The following is an 18,892-nucleotide window of genomic DNA, read 5'->3' on the forward strand; positions in this document are numbered from 1 at the left end:
GGTAGGTTGGGTTAAGCGGTAGCGCAACCCAACAGATATATATTGAAGAAGGAGTTAGGAGACAGGAGTCAGGAGACAGAATTCAGCTAGGGTAGGTTGGGTTAAGCGGTAGCGCAACCCAACAGATATATATTTTTGTTAGGTTTATCTTCCGGATAAGCTCGGCGAACATTCCTCAACTGAACCCACAGTATTAGTTAGTCAAAAAAAACTGATGAAAAAACACAAAATAAGTCTGATTTTAACTGTTATATCCTGTGGAATTTTAATACTTTTATCTTTATTAAATACTCCCCCATCTTTAGCTACCCAACAAGCAAGAATTTCTCAAATTATTGATGGAGATACTTTAGAAGTTACCATGTCACAATGTCGCATTCCTTGGGAAGGAAATTCACAACGATGTCGGCTACAACTTGCTTGTATTGATGGACCAGATTATCGAGATAGTCCGTTTTTTGAGGCTGCTAAAAGTAGACTTGAAACATTAATTCCTAGAGGTACAATAGTATTAATAAACGATACAGGAAAGAGTAGTCATCAACGGATAGTTTCAGAAGTATTTAAAGATCATACTTCCATTAATTTACAACCAGCGAAGGAAAAGCTTCCCTTTTCTGTAAACATCTAAATGATACTTGTCCTAGTTCAAAAACTGCTTATATTAATGCTCAAAATTCTGCCAAACAAGCAGGTTTAGGTATCTGGAATTCTCGAAAACCTTGGCAAAAAGCCCGCACTTGTAATTAGAAGAAAACTGATAAACAAAGTAGAGGTAGCTTTGAGAAATAAATTTTATAATATTCTCAAAACCTAGTGCCACTACACAGAAGTTAAAAGTCGTAGGGGCGTTAACGATAGTTATGCGAAGCAAATGGCATTCGCCCTCAAAAATATTGATTGGTAAGGCTTTTAGAATTTTGTAACTGGTTAGTTATTTCTGCCATCCTACACTAGAGTTTAATTTAAGTAAGTTAGGTTTTGTTTCCTCAAGCAAAACTACTAAAATTATTTTCTTGTTTCCTTTTTATCAAGGGCAAATTTTAACGCGAACCTAGTAGATAGACACAGCTAAAATGGTGCATTAGATTCAATTCAAAAGTCAAAAGTCAAAAGTCAAAAGTAAGAATTTTTAAGTTAAAAGCTAATGCACAGTTTTAGCTGTGTCACGCCACTACTAAGATTACTTTCTTGTTTCCTTTTCATCACATTAGTTACTTACTCACAAAAATAGCTTTGACAAATTTATCAAAATCTAGAGATTATTTATTTACTAAATGGAGAGAAATAAACTATGTCTAAAACAATAGTCATCGACCCAGTAACTAGAATCGAAGGTCATGCCAAAATATCAGTAATATTAGATGATGCGGGAGAAGTATCCGACTGTAGATTTCATGTCGTAGAATATCGTGGCTTTGAAAAATTTTGTGAAGGGCGACCCTTTACAGAAATGGCAGGAATAACAGCTAGAATTTGTGGAATTTGCCCAGTAAGTCATTTATTAGCTTCTGCTAAAACAGGGGATAAAATTCTCGCAGTGCAAGTTCCTTCCGCAGGAGAAAAATTGCGCCGAATGATGAATTTAGGGCAGTTAACTCAATCCCATGCTTTAAGTTTTTTCCATCTTAGTAGTCCTGATTTTCTATTAGGTTGGGATAGCGACCCAGCTAAACGAAATATCTTTGGTTTAATGGAGGAAAATCCAGATTTAGCTAGGGCAGGAATTCGACTTCGGCAGTTCGGTCAAACAGTCATAGAATTATTAGGAGCTAAAAAAATTCATGCTGCTTGGGCGGTACCTGGTGGTGTACGTTCTCCCTTATCTGAAGAAGGGCGAAAATGGATAAAAAATCGTCTCTCAGAATCTTTTGAAACTACTAATATTGCTATTAGTTTGTTTAAGGGTTTATTAGACGATAAACTGAAAACTGAAGCCGAAGTTTTTGGTAAGTTTCCATCATTATTCATGGGATTAGTTGGCGCAAATGGTGACTGGGAACATTACGGCGGAAAGCTCAGGTTTACTGATAGTGAAGGTAATATTGTTGCTGATAATTTAAGCGAAGATAATTATCAGGAATTTTTAGGGGAAGCAGTGGAAAGTTGGTCTTATTTGAAGTTCCCTTATTACAAACCAATGGGTTATCCCGATGGAATTTATCGTGTCGGACCTCTTGCTCGTTTAAATGTTTGTTCTCAGATAGGTACAGAAAAAGCAGACCGAGAATTAAAAGAAATGCAAGAGCGGGTAGGTGGTGTTCCTACTTCTTCTTTCTTTTATCATTATGCTCGTTTGATAGAAATTATTGCTTGTTTAGAAAGAATTGAACAATTGATAGATGACCCAGATATTGTTTCTCCTCGCACTCGCGCTACTGCTGGTATTAACTGTCTGGAAGGAGTGGGAGTTAGTGAAGCGCCAAGAGGTACTTTATTCCATCATTACAAAGTAGATGAAAATGGAATTATTCAGAAAGTAAATATGATTATTGCCACTGGTCAAAATAATCTGGCAATGAATCAAACTGTTACTCAAATAGCCAAACATTATATTCACAATAATCAAATTCCAGAAGGAATGTTAAACAGGGTTGAAGCAGGTATTCGAGCTTACGATCCTTGTCTCAGTTGTTCGACTCATGCAGCAGGTAAAATGCCATTACATATTCAATTAATTGCGGCAAATGGCAATATTTTAGATGAAGTTTATCGGAATTAAAAGAAGGAAGAAGGAAGAAGGAAGAAGGAAGAGGGAAGAAAATTATCGATATAAAATTAACATCCTAGAAGTATCAATAGGGGTGAAAATTTCCAACTCCCCATCACCAAAAATATCTTCCTGTAAAACAAGGAATAAATCAGAAGGAAGAAGGAAGAAGAAAGAAAATTATTAATATCAAATTAACTTCCAAGAAGTATTAGTAGGGGTGAAAATTTCCAACTCCCTATGGCAAAAAATATCTTTCTTTTTGTTTTTTCTTGATGGCAAAGATTGACTTTTGACTTCACCTATATTCACCTGATTCTTAGATGTAGCTTATGGCAATTAAAAGAAGGAATAAGCAAGAAGGAAAAAAATTATCAATATAAAATTAGCATCCAAGAAGTATCAGTAGAGGTAAAAATTTCCAACTTCCTATCGCCAAAAATACAACATATTCCTCCCATAAATAAGAAGTATAGAGATTAACAATTAAATATTTGTAGTGTGGGCATCTTGCCCGCGATGGATGTATCTCACCCTTAGTGGAATCTGTTGTATCTTTCTTTTTGTTTTTTCTTGATGGCAAAGATTGACTTTTGACTTCACCTATATTCACCTGATTCTTAGATGTAGCTTATGGCAATTAAAAGAAGGAATAAGCAAGAAGGAAAAAAATTATCAATATAAAATTAGCATCCAAGAAGTATCAGTAGAGGTAAAAATTTCCAACTTCCTATCGCCAAAAATATCTTCCTATTTGTTTTTTATTGAGAGTTAAAATTGACTTTTGACTTTACCTATACTCACCTTCTTCACTGTTAAATTTTTGTCTTTATTCTCTTAACTCTTTCTGACCAACTATTTTTATACCAATTTGAAAAAAGAATGCTAGACTTAGATGAAACTTCAATTATTAAGTAATTAATACAGGTAAAATAACCTTTTTGATAATTATTAACCAGTTGGTGTTAATTATTATTATGTTTAGTTCTCCCCTACTCCCCCACTCCCCTACTCAAGAATGAACTATGAAAAAAGAAAATTTATATCTTTGTATGGGTTCTGCTTGTCATCAACTAGGAGTTTATGAAGTATTGCCCAAACTTCAAAGTATGATTAGCGAATATCACCTAGAAGACAAAATAGAATTAAAAGGTTCATTTTGTTTAGAATCTTGTAGTGATGGAATTGTAATGAAATACAAAAACCAAGTATTCATCAAAATTAACCCCGAAAATATCGAACAAAAATTCCAAGCAGAAATCTTACCCACTATCAATAAACCAAAGGAGTAAATTATTTTGACTAACGAAAAAAATCTCTGGCAAATCCTCTGGGAATATGACCCCAATGGCTTAATTGTTGTTGACACCCAGATGAATATTACTCTAGTTAATCCAGCATTTTGTAAAATGTTTAATGTCAACCAAACAGAGATTATTGGTCAACCAGCATCTATAGTTTTAGAAGATTTAGCAGACTTTCAAAAAGTCTGGGAAAAAGATGAAGTAATTCGAGGAAAAGAAAAAAAATATAAACCTGAAAATCAAGCAAATTCTGAAGCAGATATTGTATATGTCAAAGAAGTAATTTTTCCCATTCGCGACCAAAATTTAATTGCTTGTATTATGGTTGATATTACCTATGAATGGCAACGAAAACAAGAAATGATTAATCTGAGAAACGAAACAGTTAGTAAAGTAAATGAAGTAGTCGATCATCAGATGAAAGTAGTGCAAGAAATTGCTGGTTTATTAGGAGAAACAACTGCTGAAACAAAAGTCAGTTTATTAAAAATTATCAAAATGGTAAATCAAGAGACTCTCTAATCAGGCAACAGGCAACAGGCAACAGGCAACAGTGTTATTATCCACATAAGTCCTAACCAACTCATTCTTTGCTATAACATCTCCAGTTTAATATTAATTATGTCTGTGAAAATGGGTAATAAATAATTGATAATAAGCTGATAGCTGACCGAAAAATTTGGGTAGTTACGCCTCCTCTTTTAACAAGATAAAAAAAGAAGATTCCGTATTTCAACTCTCCTTATTGTACAGGTACTGGTAACTGATTGATATATATAGCAATCCTAAATCATTTGTGATAATTTTATCAAAATAATTGGGTCGCGCAACCCTGCCTTTAAGGCGAAATATTTTTGGAGAGTTGCTCAAATACCCGTTACAAAAATAACTTCTGACTTCTGACTTCGTTAATGCTTAGGTGTTTCTTCCATATCTGTTCCCTGTTCCCTTTTCCCTGTTACCGAATAATTAATAATTAATAATTAAATAATTCTGGTTTAAAGCCTCCTCTTTTAAGGGAAAAAAAAAGAAAATATTCCTGATATTCAATTCCGTAACGGTTTTAACCAGAGGTAATTATCAATTATCCATTATCCATTAATGAACTATTCCCTGCTCCCTATTCCCTATTCCCACAACTCAAATAAGATTGATATAAATGGAAAATTTTTTAGATATTTACAATTTTAGTCTCAATAAAAAAGGCGAAGAATTATGTGGCGACCAAGTTAAATTCCGCAAAGTCGAAAATAAAACTATTATCGTTTTGTCTGATGGTTTAGGCAGTGGTGTAAAAGCTAATATTCTAGCCACTTTAACCACAGAAATTTTGATTAATATGTTGAATAATGATGACGTTTCTTTAGAAGATGTAATTGAAACAGTCATCGGTACTTTACCTATTTGTCAAGTTAGAAAAATTGCCTATGCTACCTTTACCGTAATTCAAATTAATCCCAAAAATAATAACTTTCTAGTAATTAACTTTGATAACCCTCCCGTTTTATATTTTAAAAAAGGTAAATTATTTCAGTTAGAAAACAAAACAGAAAAAATATTAGATAAAAAAATTACTTTCTCTGAAGGTAAGCTAGAAAAAGGCGATTTCTTAGGAGCTATTAGTGACGGAGTTTTGTACGCGGGTTTAGGAGTTAGTTTAAATTTTGGTTGGGGTTGGGATAATATTGCTAAATATATCGAATCTTTATTTATAAATCATACTCATACTGCTAGAAATATTGTTCAAAATGTCATTAAAAAAACTCATAATCTCTATGGAGGCAAAATTGGAGATGATGCCTCTTTCGTTGGAATTTATGTGCGAAAGAAAAATCCAGTAATGATATTTACAGGTCCGCCCCTAGATGAAAATAGAGATTTTGAATATGTAGAAAAATTATTAAATTTTCGCGGTCGGAGAGTTGTTTGTGGCGGAACAACTGGAAATATTGTGGCAAATTTTCTGGGAGAAACTATTGAAATGGATATTACGACGATGACTAAAGAAATGCCACCCATAGGTAAATTAAGTGGAATAGATTTAGTGACCGAAGGAATTTTAACTATTTCCAAATGTACAGAGATTTTGAAAAAGTCTAATTGCGATATTGGCAGGTTGCCTTCAGGAAAAAATGGTGCGGTGATGTTGGCAGAAGAAATATTAGAAGCAGATTCAATTTTATTTTTAGTAGGGCAAAAAATTAATGAATTTTATCAAAATCCTTTATTACCAAAAAATATTTCGATTCGTCGTAATTTAATAGAAGACTTAGTTCAATATTTGCGGAAAAAACAGAAAGAAGTAACTATAGAATATTGTTGAAACTAAGAAGTAATATCAAGTCTGGTAGCATCAGTCTTTTCAGGTAAAGGCAAGGAATAAGGAAGAGGGAGGAAGGCTTAAAAGTTGGAAAAAAAACTTACATTTCCTCTAGATATTCACGCTTAGGTTTACACAAACAATAAGTGTTTAAACATGAATTACCTAATCTTATTCTCTGTAATTTTTACAGCATCAGCTTTTTAGCTTGAGAGTATGTGTAATTAATTTTGTATGACTACTTACCAGCGGACATGATATAATATCAATTATCAGTTATAGTTAAAACTTTTACTTGTAATGTTTTGAAGTTTCTTAGCTGTCCTAATTTTAATGCGTATAAAAATCATGTAGATTTTATATTCCCTTTTACCGAAAAATTGTGATATAAAGCCTCCCCTTTTAAGGGGATAAAAATAAAAAATTTCCTTTGAGTCAATCAATTCCGTTTTAAAGGAGAGGTAATTCTAAATTCTTAATTCTAAATTATTAATTATTGAACTATTGCCTTTGACAAAAATTATATATATGGCTTAAATGTTGAACACCTTATTTCACAATTTAACAATTAAGATTCATAATTGAAAAAGCTGTAATTAGTAAAATCAATAATCAAGAGGAGTTAGAAATATGGCAGCAAAAAAAATTCTGATGCTGGTAGGCGACTATGTAGAAGACTATGAAGTAATGGTACCTTTTCAAGCATTACAAATGGTCGGTCATACTGTACACGCTGTTTGCCCTGACAAAACTTCCGGTCAAAGTATCAAAACTGCTATTCACGACTTTGAAGGCGACCAGACCTATAGCGAAAAACCAGGTCACAACTTTACTTTAAATGCTACCTTCGATGACATAGACCCTGCTGAGTACGATGCTCTAGTCATTCCTGGTGGTCGCGCTCCAGAATATATTCGTCTCAATGACAAAATTTTGAAAATATGTCACCACTTTGCCGAGAATCACAAAGCGATCGCTTCTATTTGTCATGGTTTACAAGTGCTAGCTGCTGCTGGCGTTTTAGAAGGAAAGCGTTGTACTGCTTATCCAGCTTGTAGTCCTGATGTTTTGAGGGCAGGTGGTAAATATGTAGAAGTGGCTGTAGACCAAGTAGTAGTTGATGGTAACTTAGTTACAGCTCCTGCCTGGCCTGCTCATCCCCAATGGTTAGCAGCATTTTTGCAAGTTTTGGGAACTAAGATCGAACATTAGAAAATAGTAACTATCTTATATCAAATCCGGTTAAACAGTTATAGATTGGTAGTCTTTAGGAGTCAGTCCTCAGTCCTCAGTCCTCAGCTAGAGTAGCTGTCGGTAGGGCGACGTACAGGAGGAGAGAGAATCACTTTGATGAGCGTAGTTATGAGGATTGGATATTTTTTTTATGTCCAATTCCCCCGGATTTGAGATCAAACCACAGAAGAGTTTAAAACATGAAACGTCCTAGTTCTGTTTAATATCCAGTCTCATTAATTAGCCATAATAAATAGCCATAATAAAAATGTTCTTCTCTTGAGAGAGAATATTTTTTCGGTGCGGAATGCTGCGCAAACAAAATTTCCATTGTTTTCTACTCCCTAGAGATGTTGCATGCAACCTCCCTGCCCCTAAATTTTTCCGAAGTGGTTATTCAAACAGACATTAGAGTTGTCGCTAAATAAAGGGAAAAAATCACTCTAACCTAGACAGAGCAATAATTCCCAGCATTTTTGCCATCCAATAACTACAATCCTTACAGAACAAGGTTTTTGGGGAATTTTTAAGTTATAAAGCGACAAGTCTATTATAGTCAGATTTTTTCTTTTAGCGCTGAAAATAATATCCAATACTCTTTGAGCGATTCAACAAAAATGCTAGTCACAAAACAATGATTTAGGAAAAATTACCTTTTGATAGGGTTTACCAGTTTTTCACACCCTATCAAAAGGAACAATTATATTTGATCTCTTAACAAATTGAGTATCTCTACTTTGACTAATAGTATCTAGCTGACTTCTACTACTTACAATTTCTGTAGTAACAGAACTCAGAAAACTAAGTAATAGAGAACCAACTAACTTCCTAACTTCTCTAGCGGATATATTCTTTGAGGATACTATTACGATTTGGATGTCGTAACTTCCTGAGAGCTTTTGCTTCAATTTGTCGAATCCGCTCGCGAGTTACATTAAATATTTGACCAATCTCTTCCAAAGTTTTCATCCGACCATCATCCAAACCATATCGTAAGCGTAATACATCCCTTTCCCGTGGACTTAAACTATTTAAAACACTTTCCAAATCTTCTCGTAGTAAATTTTTGGATACTTGGTCTTCAGGAGTTTCCCCATCTGACTCAATGAAATCTCCAAGTCGAGAATCTTCTTCTTTACCTATAGGAGTTTCCAGAGATATTGGCAGTTGAGCTGACTTAGCAATAAAACGCAACTTTTCGATAGTCATCTCCATGTGAGTTGCTATTTCCTCTTCTGTGGGTTTGCGACCCATTTCTTGAGAAAGAAGTTTGGTAGTTTTCTTAATCCGGGATATAGTTTCATACAGATGAACTGGTAGACGAATAGTACGAGATTGGTCTGCGATCGCTCTGGTAATAGCTTGACGAATCCACCAAGTTGCATAAGTACTAAATTTATAACCCTTTTCATGGTCAAATTTTTCTGCGGCTCGAATTAATCCCAAACTACCTTCTTGAATCAAATCTTGGAATGACAAACCTCGGTTCATGTACTTTTTGGCGATCGAAACCACTAGACGCAGGTTAGACTGTACCATCTTTTCTTTAGCTCTACGCCCAAGTATTAAGCGACGCTTAAACTTTAACAACTCCATGTCTACAGCATTTGCCCACTCACTAACTTGTGGTTCTCGATCCAAATGATACATTAGTTCTTCTCGAATTCGCTCCAATTCCAGTAAATCTGCAATTTTACGCGCTAGTTCAATTTCTTCATCAGCTCTTAATAGCCTAATTCGTCCTATTTCTTGTAGATAAAGGCGAATAGAATCTTCAGTGTAATGCTTTTTTTTGCCCGCAGTCGCAGTCTTAGTACGAGACTTAGCAACTTTACCAGACTTCAGAATGTCCTCATCAGACTGAGTATCTGTATATCCTTCTCTCTCTGTGATTAAGATGTCTAACTCATTATCTGGTTGTCTGGCTGGGGTTTGCGGAAACAATTCGCTAGGATCTAGCTCAGGCTTAATTTTGGTTTCGATTACGTTGTTAGTCTGGATCATGTCGCGTTCCTCATGCTCCTTAAATTGAAGAATAAATTACTTTACAGAAGTTTTCTGTCTATGTTAAGACAGTATAGCTAGTGACCAAACCTATATGGTTTATGTTTTGTCTTCGAAATTGGGCATTTCTCTAAGTAAGCTTTGAATAAATATTTATTGCAGGGCTTACTTTATTAATATTGAACTTTTTTCCCTCGTGTTTAAAGTGTCAGATTATGGCTGGTAGTCGTGCCAACATCATTTTTATTATCCTTACTAAACTGCTTTGTAGCTCCTCTTGGGTCTCACAGGCCAATGCTCTTTTGGGGACATTCTCAACAGAATCTTCGTCATTCAAGACGATTCAAGTTTTACTTAACCTTTCTGGTGATGACAAACCTTGATCTCCTCATTGAGAAGAACCCGCATAGTTACCTTTTTTTCCCATAACTTACTTTTACGTAAGTATATAGATTCAAAATTTTTGCTAGCAGACAAGTATGAACTATTCTGGAACTTTTACCTATCTGACTATGTATTTGCGTTTAGTACGTTTCTCATCTTTTACTGAGAGCTTGAGCTAGAGTAAAAGTCTTTCTTTATCGGAAAAGTCTTTCTTTATCGGATTAGAGCCATAACTCTACTTTCTAGTTGCCTGTCTGAATGTTAGTTAGTTGAATAGGAATCTACCATACTGAGAGTTTGATCGTAACCTCGCATTGTGTTTGCTATGAACAATAAATTTTTAAGCTTTAGGCTATCTAATTATGTTAGTAACATAACTTAAGCTTTCAGCCTATTAACAATTAAAAGAAACTGACACAAGCAATCTCAAATTAATGTATCAGCTACTCATTATCAAAAATGACAACTATTTAGACATGAAGGGTGTACCTCATAGTTGCCCCCCTTTCTCTTCCCACTTTATGAGGTAAGAATTTAGATGAGGGTTTTCATTTCTCATCTAACAGATGAAAAATAACACGCTAACCATAAACCTTTTAATCAATCCCAGAAAGGGATGAACTATAGTTATTATTTTTTTCTATTACACCTCCTTTTTTTCTTAGCACCTACTCTTACTATTACATCTCCTATTAATCTTAGGGTTGGTTGGTAAGATTTCCAGGTGACTATTTTTATTAGTTTAATGCTAGCAATAATCTGTACATTAATTTAGCTCCGCTATTTATCATGTTGAATTTAGAGAAGTATTCATAGTTTTTTCAAACATAGGACTTAATTTTAACTATAGATAAAAATTTTGCCCAACTGCTGACTGCTAATATTTTCAAGACTTGTTGGTTCAGTATTATTACTGATTCCTATATTATGATAATTAATTTTATTCTATCTGCGATAGTTGAAGTCTAATTGGGGAAAAACTAAGTACTTTCCAGTATAACAACTTAATTCGAGCAAAAGTCACTCTTAATTATCCTCATACTTATGATTTTTTTGTAGTTACGGTCATTACAGATCGATCTTTTGTTGTTTATTCTTCTGTAATCTAACACAAATTAATTAATTATTTGAATTTTTATGTTAATTTTTACACTGTGGTGTCAATCTTTAAATAATAGCAAATTTTGATATTTGTAATTTCTTAACTGTCTTATTGTAACTTTGGAGCTGACCTGTGAGCAAAAAAACTGTCAAGGTAGACTTAATAATCTGAAAAATATCTAATTTAGAGAGTTTGCTACTGCGAATAATACTTATCCTTTACATCATTATGTACACTCAATTGGTATTATAACAGATACCCCTTATATGTAAGTTATCTCAAACTTTAGCAATTAGGGTTAAATATTTACGTTAAGATAAATTAATTTTTTGATGGTAACAGTTTAACATCAAGATTTATGAGCAAACTTTTGTAAACACAAAGTTAAGGCGAGTGAAAATAGAAAATATGAAATCAATTCATTGCCAGCGCTGAATATGAAAATAGTTAGTATTAACTGTTGATAGATGCTCTTAACTGCTAAACATAAGTAAAATAACAAACTACAATTTTTGCCAGAAATTGATATTTATTAAGATTTATTAATTTAAGTGTGACTTTCTCATATTTGCCTATTTATTCCAAATAAGAACCTTTTCTCAAAAATTTGATGTAATTTTCAACAAAAGGGCGAGTAATCTTTCTGTTAGTGATTCTTTGCCCACTATGATAGTGAATCTGAGCATGAACATGATAACCAGAAGTTCTTCCTGTAAGTCCTTGAATACCAATTGGTTGTCCTTTCTTAATTCTTGTTCCTCTTCTTGGTGGAGAACCTTGAACTAAATGACCCATCAACCAATAATAATTAGTCCCATCACACATAAGTTCAACTATCTGACCTGCACCTTGGGCAGTTGTAAAACTTCCATTTGTGCCTTGAAATCTAGTTCTAAGAATAGTTCCTTGACAGGGTGCTGGAATGGGAATTTTTAATTTACCATTTTGTTCTAGAGTAAAATCGTAAGCTCCAGGAGGACTATCGTCAATCAAATAAGGTGTATGAACTACATAAGGGAGAAACCGATCGGATTTACCATAGTATGGGGGAAACAATGGACTAATTTTCTGGAAGTGTTCTTGTACCCATTCTTGAACAATGTCAATTTTTTTTATAGTTTGCTCGAAAATTTTGACTCCTGTTTTTACGAAAGGAGCTAGCACTGTTATATAGATCAAAGATATAAAGATCAAAAAAACTAAAAAATTTTTAATACTGCCAGTATAACGATTATCTTTTGCGTGAAAGGCAAGTTGTTTAATTATCAAAAAAAATGGTAATTGAGGGTACTTTATTGAATTTTTAGATATTTTTTTATATTTTAATTTTAGCGGAAATTTTTTCAAGAAAAATTGCATAATTGAATTTTTATTATTACAATCAATTGGGAATTATAAAGACAGTACAGTTGCACAATACTAAAGATGGTTTTCAGAAAATCATCTTGATTTATCAAAAACTTATAGATTCTCCTATTACGTCTTCAGGGCAAATAGAAGTAAACTATGTACCAATAGATAGTTTTTAAACATACTATAACTGTAGAACTTAAAGAATAAATTTTACCTATTTTGTTTTTTTTAGTTTGATATAAAATTCTTCATTATGTATCTGCTAAATTCCAGACATTGAGATTAAAAAATATAAAATTTTAAAATTTTTTCTATATATATTAGCAATCCTAAATCCTATGTAAAAAATTCAAAACATACTTAATAAGTTTGAAACTTTTCCTTCTATAATTTGTTGCCTTTGTTTTCTGGATAAAAAATTGTCAGTTATATAGTAATTTCATTTGAGTTGCGTAAAAAAAATGGACGCTTTTAGGCAAAAGGCAATCATGTTAGAAGCAACAGGTAAGAAGGTTTGCCGGACTTTTTACTGTTAGTGAATAACTAACTCTTGTTTGACATCTCATTTGAAAACGCTATAGTAATTTTCATTTAGTTAGATAGGATACAGATGCTACAGTTTAAAGGTAGCTATACTTATAATTGATTTAGTTCAGTAAAAAAAAGTCAGTCTAACCTTATTACTTTTTTTCTCATCCTCCGAGTTAAATAATCAGCACTTACTTCTAGTTTCTAGTATTTTAAAATCAAAAACTGTAGTAATGCTACTACTAACTAATACCTATTTCATGTAAAGCTACACAGAATGAGGTTTTAGGTATTGTATATTATACCAATTTAATCTGAAGTGGCATAGAACTATCAAATTTATTAACTTGTATATCTCGATCTAAAGTCAACTTTGACGAAAATAATTCTATGCAACTTCTGATGAATTTGGTATAAGGAAATAGCAAAAAATCAATTATCCAATTCTTGGACACCTCCTCATCTCTGCTCCCTACTAAAGCAGGGCTGTTTCATTCTAAACTGTGCCATTTTATGCATTGACTAAACCACGTTATTTACAGCTTTAGGAATTTTATCTTTCCCTGTCTGAAAATCAATAAATTCATTGTCAAAATCTAGAATGAAATTACCCTGCTACTCAAGAAATATATTTTTATTTAAATTATTTAAAGTCCCTAATAAGAATTAATTTGAGTTATCTTTAATTACCCACTTCCACAAAATATTAGTAGGTCCTTGAGCACTAATCTGACATACTTGTTCTTCTAAACGCTTTTGTTCTTCAGGAGATAAACCCCAAAGAATATGTCTACTTTGCCAAACTAAAACAGCAGTTGTCATACCAATACACAAACCTAAACCAAGTGTCGGTAACCTATGATAAATCAAAGCGTAACGTACAGCAATCCAAGTAAAATGCTCTGCCCACAAAGAAATTTCTCTGCGTAAACTCCAGAGACTTAGAAAACCAATACTCATCCAAAGCAACCCAACTATCAGCCATCTAACGTAGATGATTAGTCTGTAAAGTCTTTCGACTCGGACTTTTAAAACTGGATCATCTTTGTTCATTTTGAGGAAGAAATAAGCAAGAGTAAATTTTTATGATATACCAATTTAATCAAAGACTATGACAAAACTTTTTAGAAGAAATAGGGAAAAATTAAGTATTATAATTTTCAAATTATCATTTTCCTATAGTTATTTTTAAATAGGGCTTGCTGATTAAATCTCAAAGTATTTACAGATAAAAGTTTTAGCCTTTTTGGGGTCGAATTGCAGTGCGCCTGTTTCAGTCTAAAACCCTCAAAAAGGAGCGTATTTTAGGCGCATAGTTGGGCAGAAAAATTATTCTTACAATTCTTACTCCTACCTCCTCTAAGTAACCATGTCTCCTGTCTCCTGTCTCCTATCTCCTGTCTCCTACCCTCACCCATAAGACTTTTTCAGCAAACCCTAAACAGTATTTTCTTGGTCTTCTGGTAATTGAAAATTTTCTACTACTGGGTTAGGAATAGATTGACCAATACGCTCGCGCCACCAAGCTAAAAGTGTACTAGCAATAAAAATACTAGAGTAAGAACCTGCAATAAAACCAATAATTAAAGCTAAGGCAAAATACTTTAAAGTTTCACCACCAAATAGAAGAATGCCTACTAACGGTAATAGAGTAGTCACAGTAGTATTAATAGATCTGGTCAAAGTTTGATTGACTGCATCATCAACAATACGATCTATTGACTCTCCTGGATAGCGCTTAATTACTTCCCTAACTCGGTCATAAATTACCACTGTATCGTTAACCGAAAATCCAATAATAGTTAGTAGAGCAACCAAGAATAAACTATCTACCTCAACACCAACTACTAAACTAATAATTGAAAAAATACCCACCGTCACTAATATGTCATGGAACAGAGCGACAAAAGCAAATACTGCATAGTCCAACTGGAATCTAAAAGTTAGATAGACAGTAATACCAAAGAAAGCAACCAGGAGAGCTGATATTCCAGAAGTAAAAATTTGTCGTCCCAAAGTAGGGCCAACAGTATCAATTTGTGTAGAACTTGGATCGAATTCACCAAACTCTGAACTTAAAGCAGCGATTAATTTAGTTCTATTATCAACATCTAGAGTTTTGGTGCGTATGTCAAGAGCTTGTTTTTCTTCTCCTACAACTTGAATCTTGCTATTACCTAAATCTTGATTGCTCATTATTTCTCTAACAGCACCAACGTTAATAGCTTCATTACAACTGTTAGGCATACTGCAATCTAGTTCAAGTTGCAGGCGAGTACCACCAACAAAATCTAAACTTGGACGTAAAGGAGCTGCAATATCTGGCCTAGTCCAAGAAATGACCATTGCAATTAAACCACTAATGATGATCGCTCCTGAAATTGTCCACCATAGTGATCGCTGTTCAATAACACTGATTTTCATTTTTTACTGATTTTATAGAATAGGTGCTAGGGAATAGGGAACAATTAATAATTAATAATTAATAATTAATAACTAGACAGTGCAAAGTTCTTGAAATAACTATTCCTAGCTAAGGCTTTCAGCGCTCTAAAGGTTAAAAACTCTTTATTCAGAGCTGTAAGTACTGTAAGGTTTTACAGTAATACTTTCAGCCTTCAATGCAAATTTTTCTTGGGAAGAACTTTGTACTCTCCAGACTAATAATCACCTTTCCTTTAAAACGGATAGGATTTACTAATCATAAAAATTTTTCTTTATTATCCTCTTATTATCCCCTTAAAAGGCTATCCATTACCCACATCTTCCTTAACATAAAACTTGACAAAATAGACGAGTTATGTGTAAGTCTTGGATCGGCTTTTTCGGGATAAACAATGTATGGAAAAATACATTTATTTTGACAACTTCAGTAGTTTTACTTAGCTACTATGATTTTTTCCCCTTTCTCCCCTGCTCCCTGCTCCCCTTCTCCCCACAAGGGTTTCAAGACTTATGGGTAAAGGATAGCTTAAAAGAGGAGGCTTTACACCACAAATTTTCGGTAAAAGGGTTTTAGGATTGAAAAATGTCCCCGCCCAATTCTTGTACTGCTATATAACTGATTTTATAGAGGTCGGAACTGACCTCGCATCCCGATGTATTGTGATTAAAATAACGTTTACTTGAAAAAAGTGGGCTGGACTAACCATTTAAAGACAAATAAGCGTTTTGGTTAGATTTGTGGTTAGTCCTACTTCAATTTAACTCTGGGCAAAATAATTTTGGTTTGCGGAATTGGGAAAAACCGATCGCCCAAAACATTAGAGTACGACTACAAGTAACAGCAGTAAACATACTAATAGCTACACCAATTCCCAAGGTTAGAGCAAAACCTTTTACCAAACCAGTTCCTAACCAGAATAGTGCTATGCAAGCAATCAAGGTTGTGACATTACCATCTAAAATGCTGGAAAAAGCCCGATAAAAGCCAGACTCTACAGAACGATATAAAGTTTTACCAGCTCGTAACTCTTCCCTTGTCCGTTCAAAAATCAAAACATTAGCATCAACTGCCATACCAATACTCAGAATAAAACCAGCAATTCCTGGCAATGTTAAAGTCACTCCCAAGATGGCAAAACTAGCAATGGTAAACAGAGCATAAATAACTAAAGCTACATCAGCAATTATCCCAGGAAGTCGATAATAAACGACCATAAATATTAATACCAGAATTAGGCCACCAGCTCCAGCATAAACACTACGCTGAATACTATCTCGCCCTAGAGTAGCCCCAACAGTTCGATTTTCCACAATTTCTACTGAAACAGGCAGTGCCCCACCCCGCAGTTGTACTGCCAATTCATTTGCTTGTTGGGCTGTAAATCTACCTTGAATTACCGCATTACCACCAGTAATACCTGTTTCTGCAAATTCTACGCCAACAGTAGGGGCACTTAAAAGTTGGTCATCTAAGAAAATACCGATACTACGTCCAGTTCCTGCTAAATTTTTGGTAAGTTCTGCAAACTTCTGCCCTCCTTCAGAGGTAAAGCGCAAGGCCACATTCCAGTTATTAGACCCAGGAGCTTCCGGTTCTGCTAAAGCATCTCTCAGATCTTGGCCTTTAATTGTGGGTTCTTTGAATAGTCCAGTGATCGCTTGATTTGTTTTTTCTAGAGATTCTAAATTTTTAGCTATAGCCTCTGGATCTTCAATATTTTTCAGTAATTCTTGCTCTACTAAACGTTGTCTTTGTAGTTGATATTCTATTGCTAACTGTTGCTCAGTACCCTGTAGTTGTTCGCGGAAGTCCAGTTGAGCTGTCCCTCCTAAAACCCTTTCTGCTTGTTCAGGGTCGTTTACTCCTGGTAGTTGGACAAGAATTTGGTCTTGTCCTAAAGATTGAACTACTGATTCTGATACACCTAGAGCATTGACTCGATTTTCTACAATTTTTAGTACTCCTTCCATGACTCGTTCGTCGATAGTGGGAACTTCTTCAGAGGTTTGTAGTTGAATAGTAAGTTGTGACCCACCTCGAAGGTCTAGTCCCAGTCGAATTGGAATTTGATTCAATACTGTTACTGATGCTATTACTAGAACCAGAATTAAGGCTATATATGAATTTTGTCTGCGCATGATTTGACTAGTTGAAATCAGTATTTTGATAACTTAGGACTTAGGCAAAAAAACTACTTGTGGTGAGCAAAAACTATAACGTTATAGTTATAGATACATAGTCTATATATCTCAAAAATGCGTAAGTCTTGTAAATATTATTTTATTTTTTTATCTAATGGGTAAAACACCGCCACTTAGTTTTATGGCCAAGTTCTGTGCTTGTTCGGCCGTCAATCTAACTGGAATTACGGCCTGTTCGCTCATAATGCCTGTTTCTGCAAATTTAACAGCAACAGTTGGGGCGATCAATAATTGGTTATTTAGAAAAATACTGATACTACGTCCAGTTCCGGCCAGATTTTTGGTCAGTTCGGCAAACTTTGTTGCCGCTTCTGGTGTAAAACGGACAAGTATATTCCAATTATCTTCACTGGGGACTGGTTCTGGTACGGTGCCTCCGATGTGTTGGTTGTTAATGATGGGTGGTTTGAAAGGTTTTTAGTGATGGCCTCTTCATCTTCACTGTTTCTCAATAGCTCTTGCTTTGCTAATAGGTGTCTTTGCAGTTGATATTCTATTGCTAGTCCCTCCACCTGTGAGGTCTAATCCCAAACGAATTAGAAAACGAATTAGAATCTGAGTTAATACTGTTACTGATGCTGTGACTAGAACTAGAACTAAGGCTATATATGAATTTTGTCTGCGCATAATTTAATTAACTAAAACCAGTATATCTAGATGATTTAAAGCAGAACTCAGGAGACACCAATTAGCTTGTAGATAGGGCAGATGAGAGTGGGAAATTAGACCCCATAAGGCTTAAGGCCAGGAGCCTACTCCTCAGACCAAAGCAAACAAAATCTCCTAACTTCTAAGTTCTAACTTCTGACTTCTGACTCTTCGACGTTTGCGCAGCGTCTCCACTAGGACAAAGTTGTAATATTTTACTTTTCTGTATACTGAGCTTTTTTAGAAAGCTTTTATTGACAAAATATCAATATCCGATGGTTCTGAACAAATATTTATCAAGTCAATTCAATTTCAATATAGGTCAATTATTTTTTACCTATAATATTAATACTGAGAAATCAATTTTTCCAGAAATTTATCTTAGCTTGAAATAGATATTAATTATATAATTTTTCATTTTCATTAATTACAGAATAGAGAATTAAGCAATCTTGAAACAGGGCAATATCAAGAAAAATAAAAAACTGACTCCTGAGTACTTTTCCTACTAACTAATTACTATCTTTAAATAGACAAGATAATTTAGATACAGATGCTCCTAGAGGAACATCTATATCCATATCCACAACAAAAAATTGACAACTAATTAAAGGCAGAAGTAGAACTAAGATTTGCAGCAATTTCACCTTATAGTTAAT

At 34.1% G+C, this 18,892-nt stretch carries 14 protein-coding genes; 7 read left to right on the plus strand and 7 right to left on the minus strand.

Annotated features, from left to right (window positions below; all coding sequences use genetic code 11):
- Positions 1-214 precede the first annotated feature (214 nt).
- The 7 genes from D5R40_RS11985 (at position 215) to D5R40_RS12015 (ending at position 7,546) form a co-directional block, all read left to right on the plus strand.
- Positions 215-631 carry a thermonuclease family protein gene (locus D5R40_RS11985; RefSeq protein ID WP_124145695.1) on the plus strand — a complete coding sequence of 139 codons (417 nt, stop codon included), beginning with the start codon at positions 215-217 and terminating at the stop codon, positions 629-631.
- A gap of 663 nt (positions 632-1,294) precedes the next feature.
- The gene (locus D5R40_RS11990) at positions 1,295-2,722 is read left to right on the plus strand and encodes a Ni/Fe hydrogenase subunit alpha (RefSeq protein ID WP_124145694.1); all 1,428 of its coding nucleotides are present in this window, start codon (positions 1,295-1,297) and stop codon (positions 2,720-2,722) included.
- Positions 2,703-2,897 (plus strand): hypothetical protein, encoded by a 195-nt coding sequence (locus D5R40_RS11995; protein ID WP_124145693.1) that lies wholly within the window; start codon positions 2,703-2,705, stop codon positions 2,895-2,897. The genes D5R40_RS11990 and D5R40_RS11995 overlap by 20 nt, the downstream gene beginning before the upstream one ends.
- Before the next feature lie 838 nt (positions 2,898-3,735).
- The gene (locus D5R40_RS12000) at positions 3,736-4,002 is read left to right on the plus strand and encodes a (2Fe-2S) ferredoxin domain-containing protein (RefSeq protein WP_124145692.1); all 267 of its coding nucleotides are present in this window, start codon (positions 3,736-3,738) and stop codon (positions 4,000-4,002) included.
- A 6-nt stretch (positions 4,003-4,008) separates the two neighbouring features.
- Entirely contained in the window at positions 4,009-4,536 is a 528-nt protein-coding gene (locus tag D5R40_RS12005) for a PAS domain S-box protein (RefSeq protein ID WP_338043207.1), read from the plus strand.
- A 637-nt stretch (positions 4,537-5,173) separates the two neighbouring features.
- The gene (locus tag D5R40_RS12010; RefSeq protein ID WP_124145690.1) at positions 5,174-6,337 is read left to right on the plus strand and encodes a SpoIIE family protein phosphatase; all 1,164 of its coding nucleotides are present in this window, start codon (positions 5,174-5,176) and stop codon (positions 6,335-6,337) included.
- 627 nt (positions 6,338-6,964) lie between these two features.
- A complete protein-coding gene (locus tag D5R40_RS12015; protein ID WP_124145689.1) occupies positions 6,965-7,546 on the plus strand; it encodes a DJ-1/PfpI family protein in 582 nt (193 codons plus the stop codon).
- A gap of 858 nt (positions 7,547-8,404) precedes the next feature.
- Here D5R40_RS12015 and rpoD read toward each other — a convergent pair.
- The 7 genes from rpoD to D5R40_RS12050 form a co-directional block, all read right to left on the minus strand.
- Entirely contained in the window at positions 8,405-9,571 is a 1,167-nt protein-coding gene (rpoD, locus tag D5R40_RS12020) for an RNA polymerase sigma factor RpoD (protein ID WP_124145688.1), read from the minus strand.
- 2,062 nt (positions 9,572-11,633) lie between these two features.
- Positions 11,634-12,221, minus strand: coding sequence for a M23 family metallopeptidase (locus D5R40_RS12025; protein ID WP_161564591.1), 588 nt, complete (start codon positions 12,219-12,221; stop codon positions 11,634-11,636).
- 1,383 nt (positions 12,222-13,604) lie between these two features.
- Positions 13,605-13,991 (minus strand): hypothetical protein, encoded by a 387-nt coding sequence (locus tag D5R40_RS12030; RefSeq protein WP_124145686.1) that lies wholly within the window; start codon positions 13,989-13,991, stop codon positions 13,605-13,607.
- A 384-nt stretch (positions 13,992-14,375) separates the two neighbouring features.
- Positions 14,376-15,362, minus strand: a complete 987-nt coding sequence (gene secF / locus D5R40_RS12035; protein ID WP_124145685.1) for a protein translocase subunit SecF — start codon at positions 15,360-15,362, stop codon at positions 14,376-14,378.
- A gap of 774 nt (positions 15,363-16,136) precedes the next feature.
- Positions 16,137-17,522 carry a protein translocase subunit SecD gene (gene secD / locus D5R40_RS12040; protein ID WP_124145684.1) on the minus strand — a complete coding sequence of 462 codons (1,386 nt, stop codon included), beginning with the start codon at positions 17,520-17,522 and terminating at the stop codon, positions 16,137-16,139.
- Between the two features lie 150 nt (positions 17,523-17,672).
- A complete protein-coding gene (locus D5R40_RS42570; RefSeq protein WP_375339379.1) occupies positions 17,673-17,984 on the minus strand; it encodes a SecDF P1 head subdomain-containing protein in 312 nt (103 codons plus the stop codon).
- Between the two features lie 39 nt (positions 17,985-18,023).
- A complete protein-coding gene (locus D5R40_RS12050) occupies positions 18,024-18,212 on the minus strand; it encodes a hypothetical protein (RefSeq protein ID WP_124145682.1) in 189 nt (62 codons plus the stop codon).
- Positions 18,213-18,892 lie beyond the last annotated feature (680 nt).

This window comes from Okeania hirsuta (assembly GCF_003838195.1).
In the GTDB taxonomy this organism is placed as follows: Bacteria; Cyanobacteriota; Cyanobacteriia; order Cyanobacteriales; family Microcoleaceae; genus Okeania; species Okeania hirsuta.

Excerpts from the sequence above, each read along its gene's own strand:
- D5R40_RS12015 (WP_124145689.1), top strand. The coding sequence starts at position 6,965 with ATGGCAGCAAAAAAAATTCTGATGCTGGTAGGCGACTATGTAGAAGAC.
- D5R40_RS12000 (WP_124145692.1), top strand. The coding sequence starts at position 3,736 with ATGAAAAAAGAAAATTTATATCTTTGTATGGGTTCTGCTTGTCATCAA.
- secF (WP_124145685.1), bottom strand. The coding sequence starts at position 15,362 with ATGAAAATCAGTGTTATTGAACAGCGATCACTATGGTGGACAATTTCA.
- secD (WP_124145684.1), bottom strand. The coding sequence starts at position 17,522 with ATGCGCAGACAAAATTCATATATAGCCTTAATTCTGGTTCTAGTAATA.
- D5R40_RS11990 (WP_124145694.1), top strand. The coding sequence starts at position 1,295 with ATGTCTAAAACAATAGTCATCGACCCAGTAACTAGAATCGAAGGTCAT.
- D5R40_RS11995 (WP_124145693.1), top strand. The coding sequence starts at position 2,703 with ATGAAGTTTATCGGAATTAAAAGAAGGAAGAAGGAAGAAGGAAGAAGG.
- D5R40_RS11985 (WP_124145695.1), top strand. The coding sequence starts at position 215 with ATGAAAAAACACAAAATAAGTCTGATTTTAACTGTTATATCCTGTGGA.
- rpoD (WP_124145688.1), bottom strand. The coding sequence starts at position 9,571 with ATGATCCAGACTAACAACGTAATCGAAACCAAAATTAAGCCTGAGCTA.
- D5R40_RS12030 (WP_124145686.1), bottom strand. The coding sequence starts at position 13,991 with ATGAACAAAGATGATCCAGTTTTAAAAGTCCGAGTCGAAAGACTTTAC.
- D5R40_RS12050 (WP_124145682.1), bottom strand. The coding sequence starts at position 18,212 with ATGCGCAGACAAAATTCATATATAGCCTTAGTTCTAGTTCTAGTCACA.
- D5R40_RS12010 (WP_124145690.1), top strand. The coding sequence starts at position 5,174 with ATGGAAAATTTTTTAGATATTTACAATTTTAGTCTCAATAAAAAAGGC.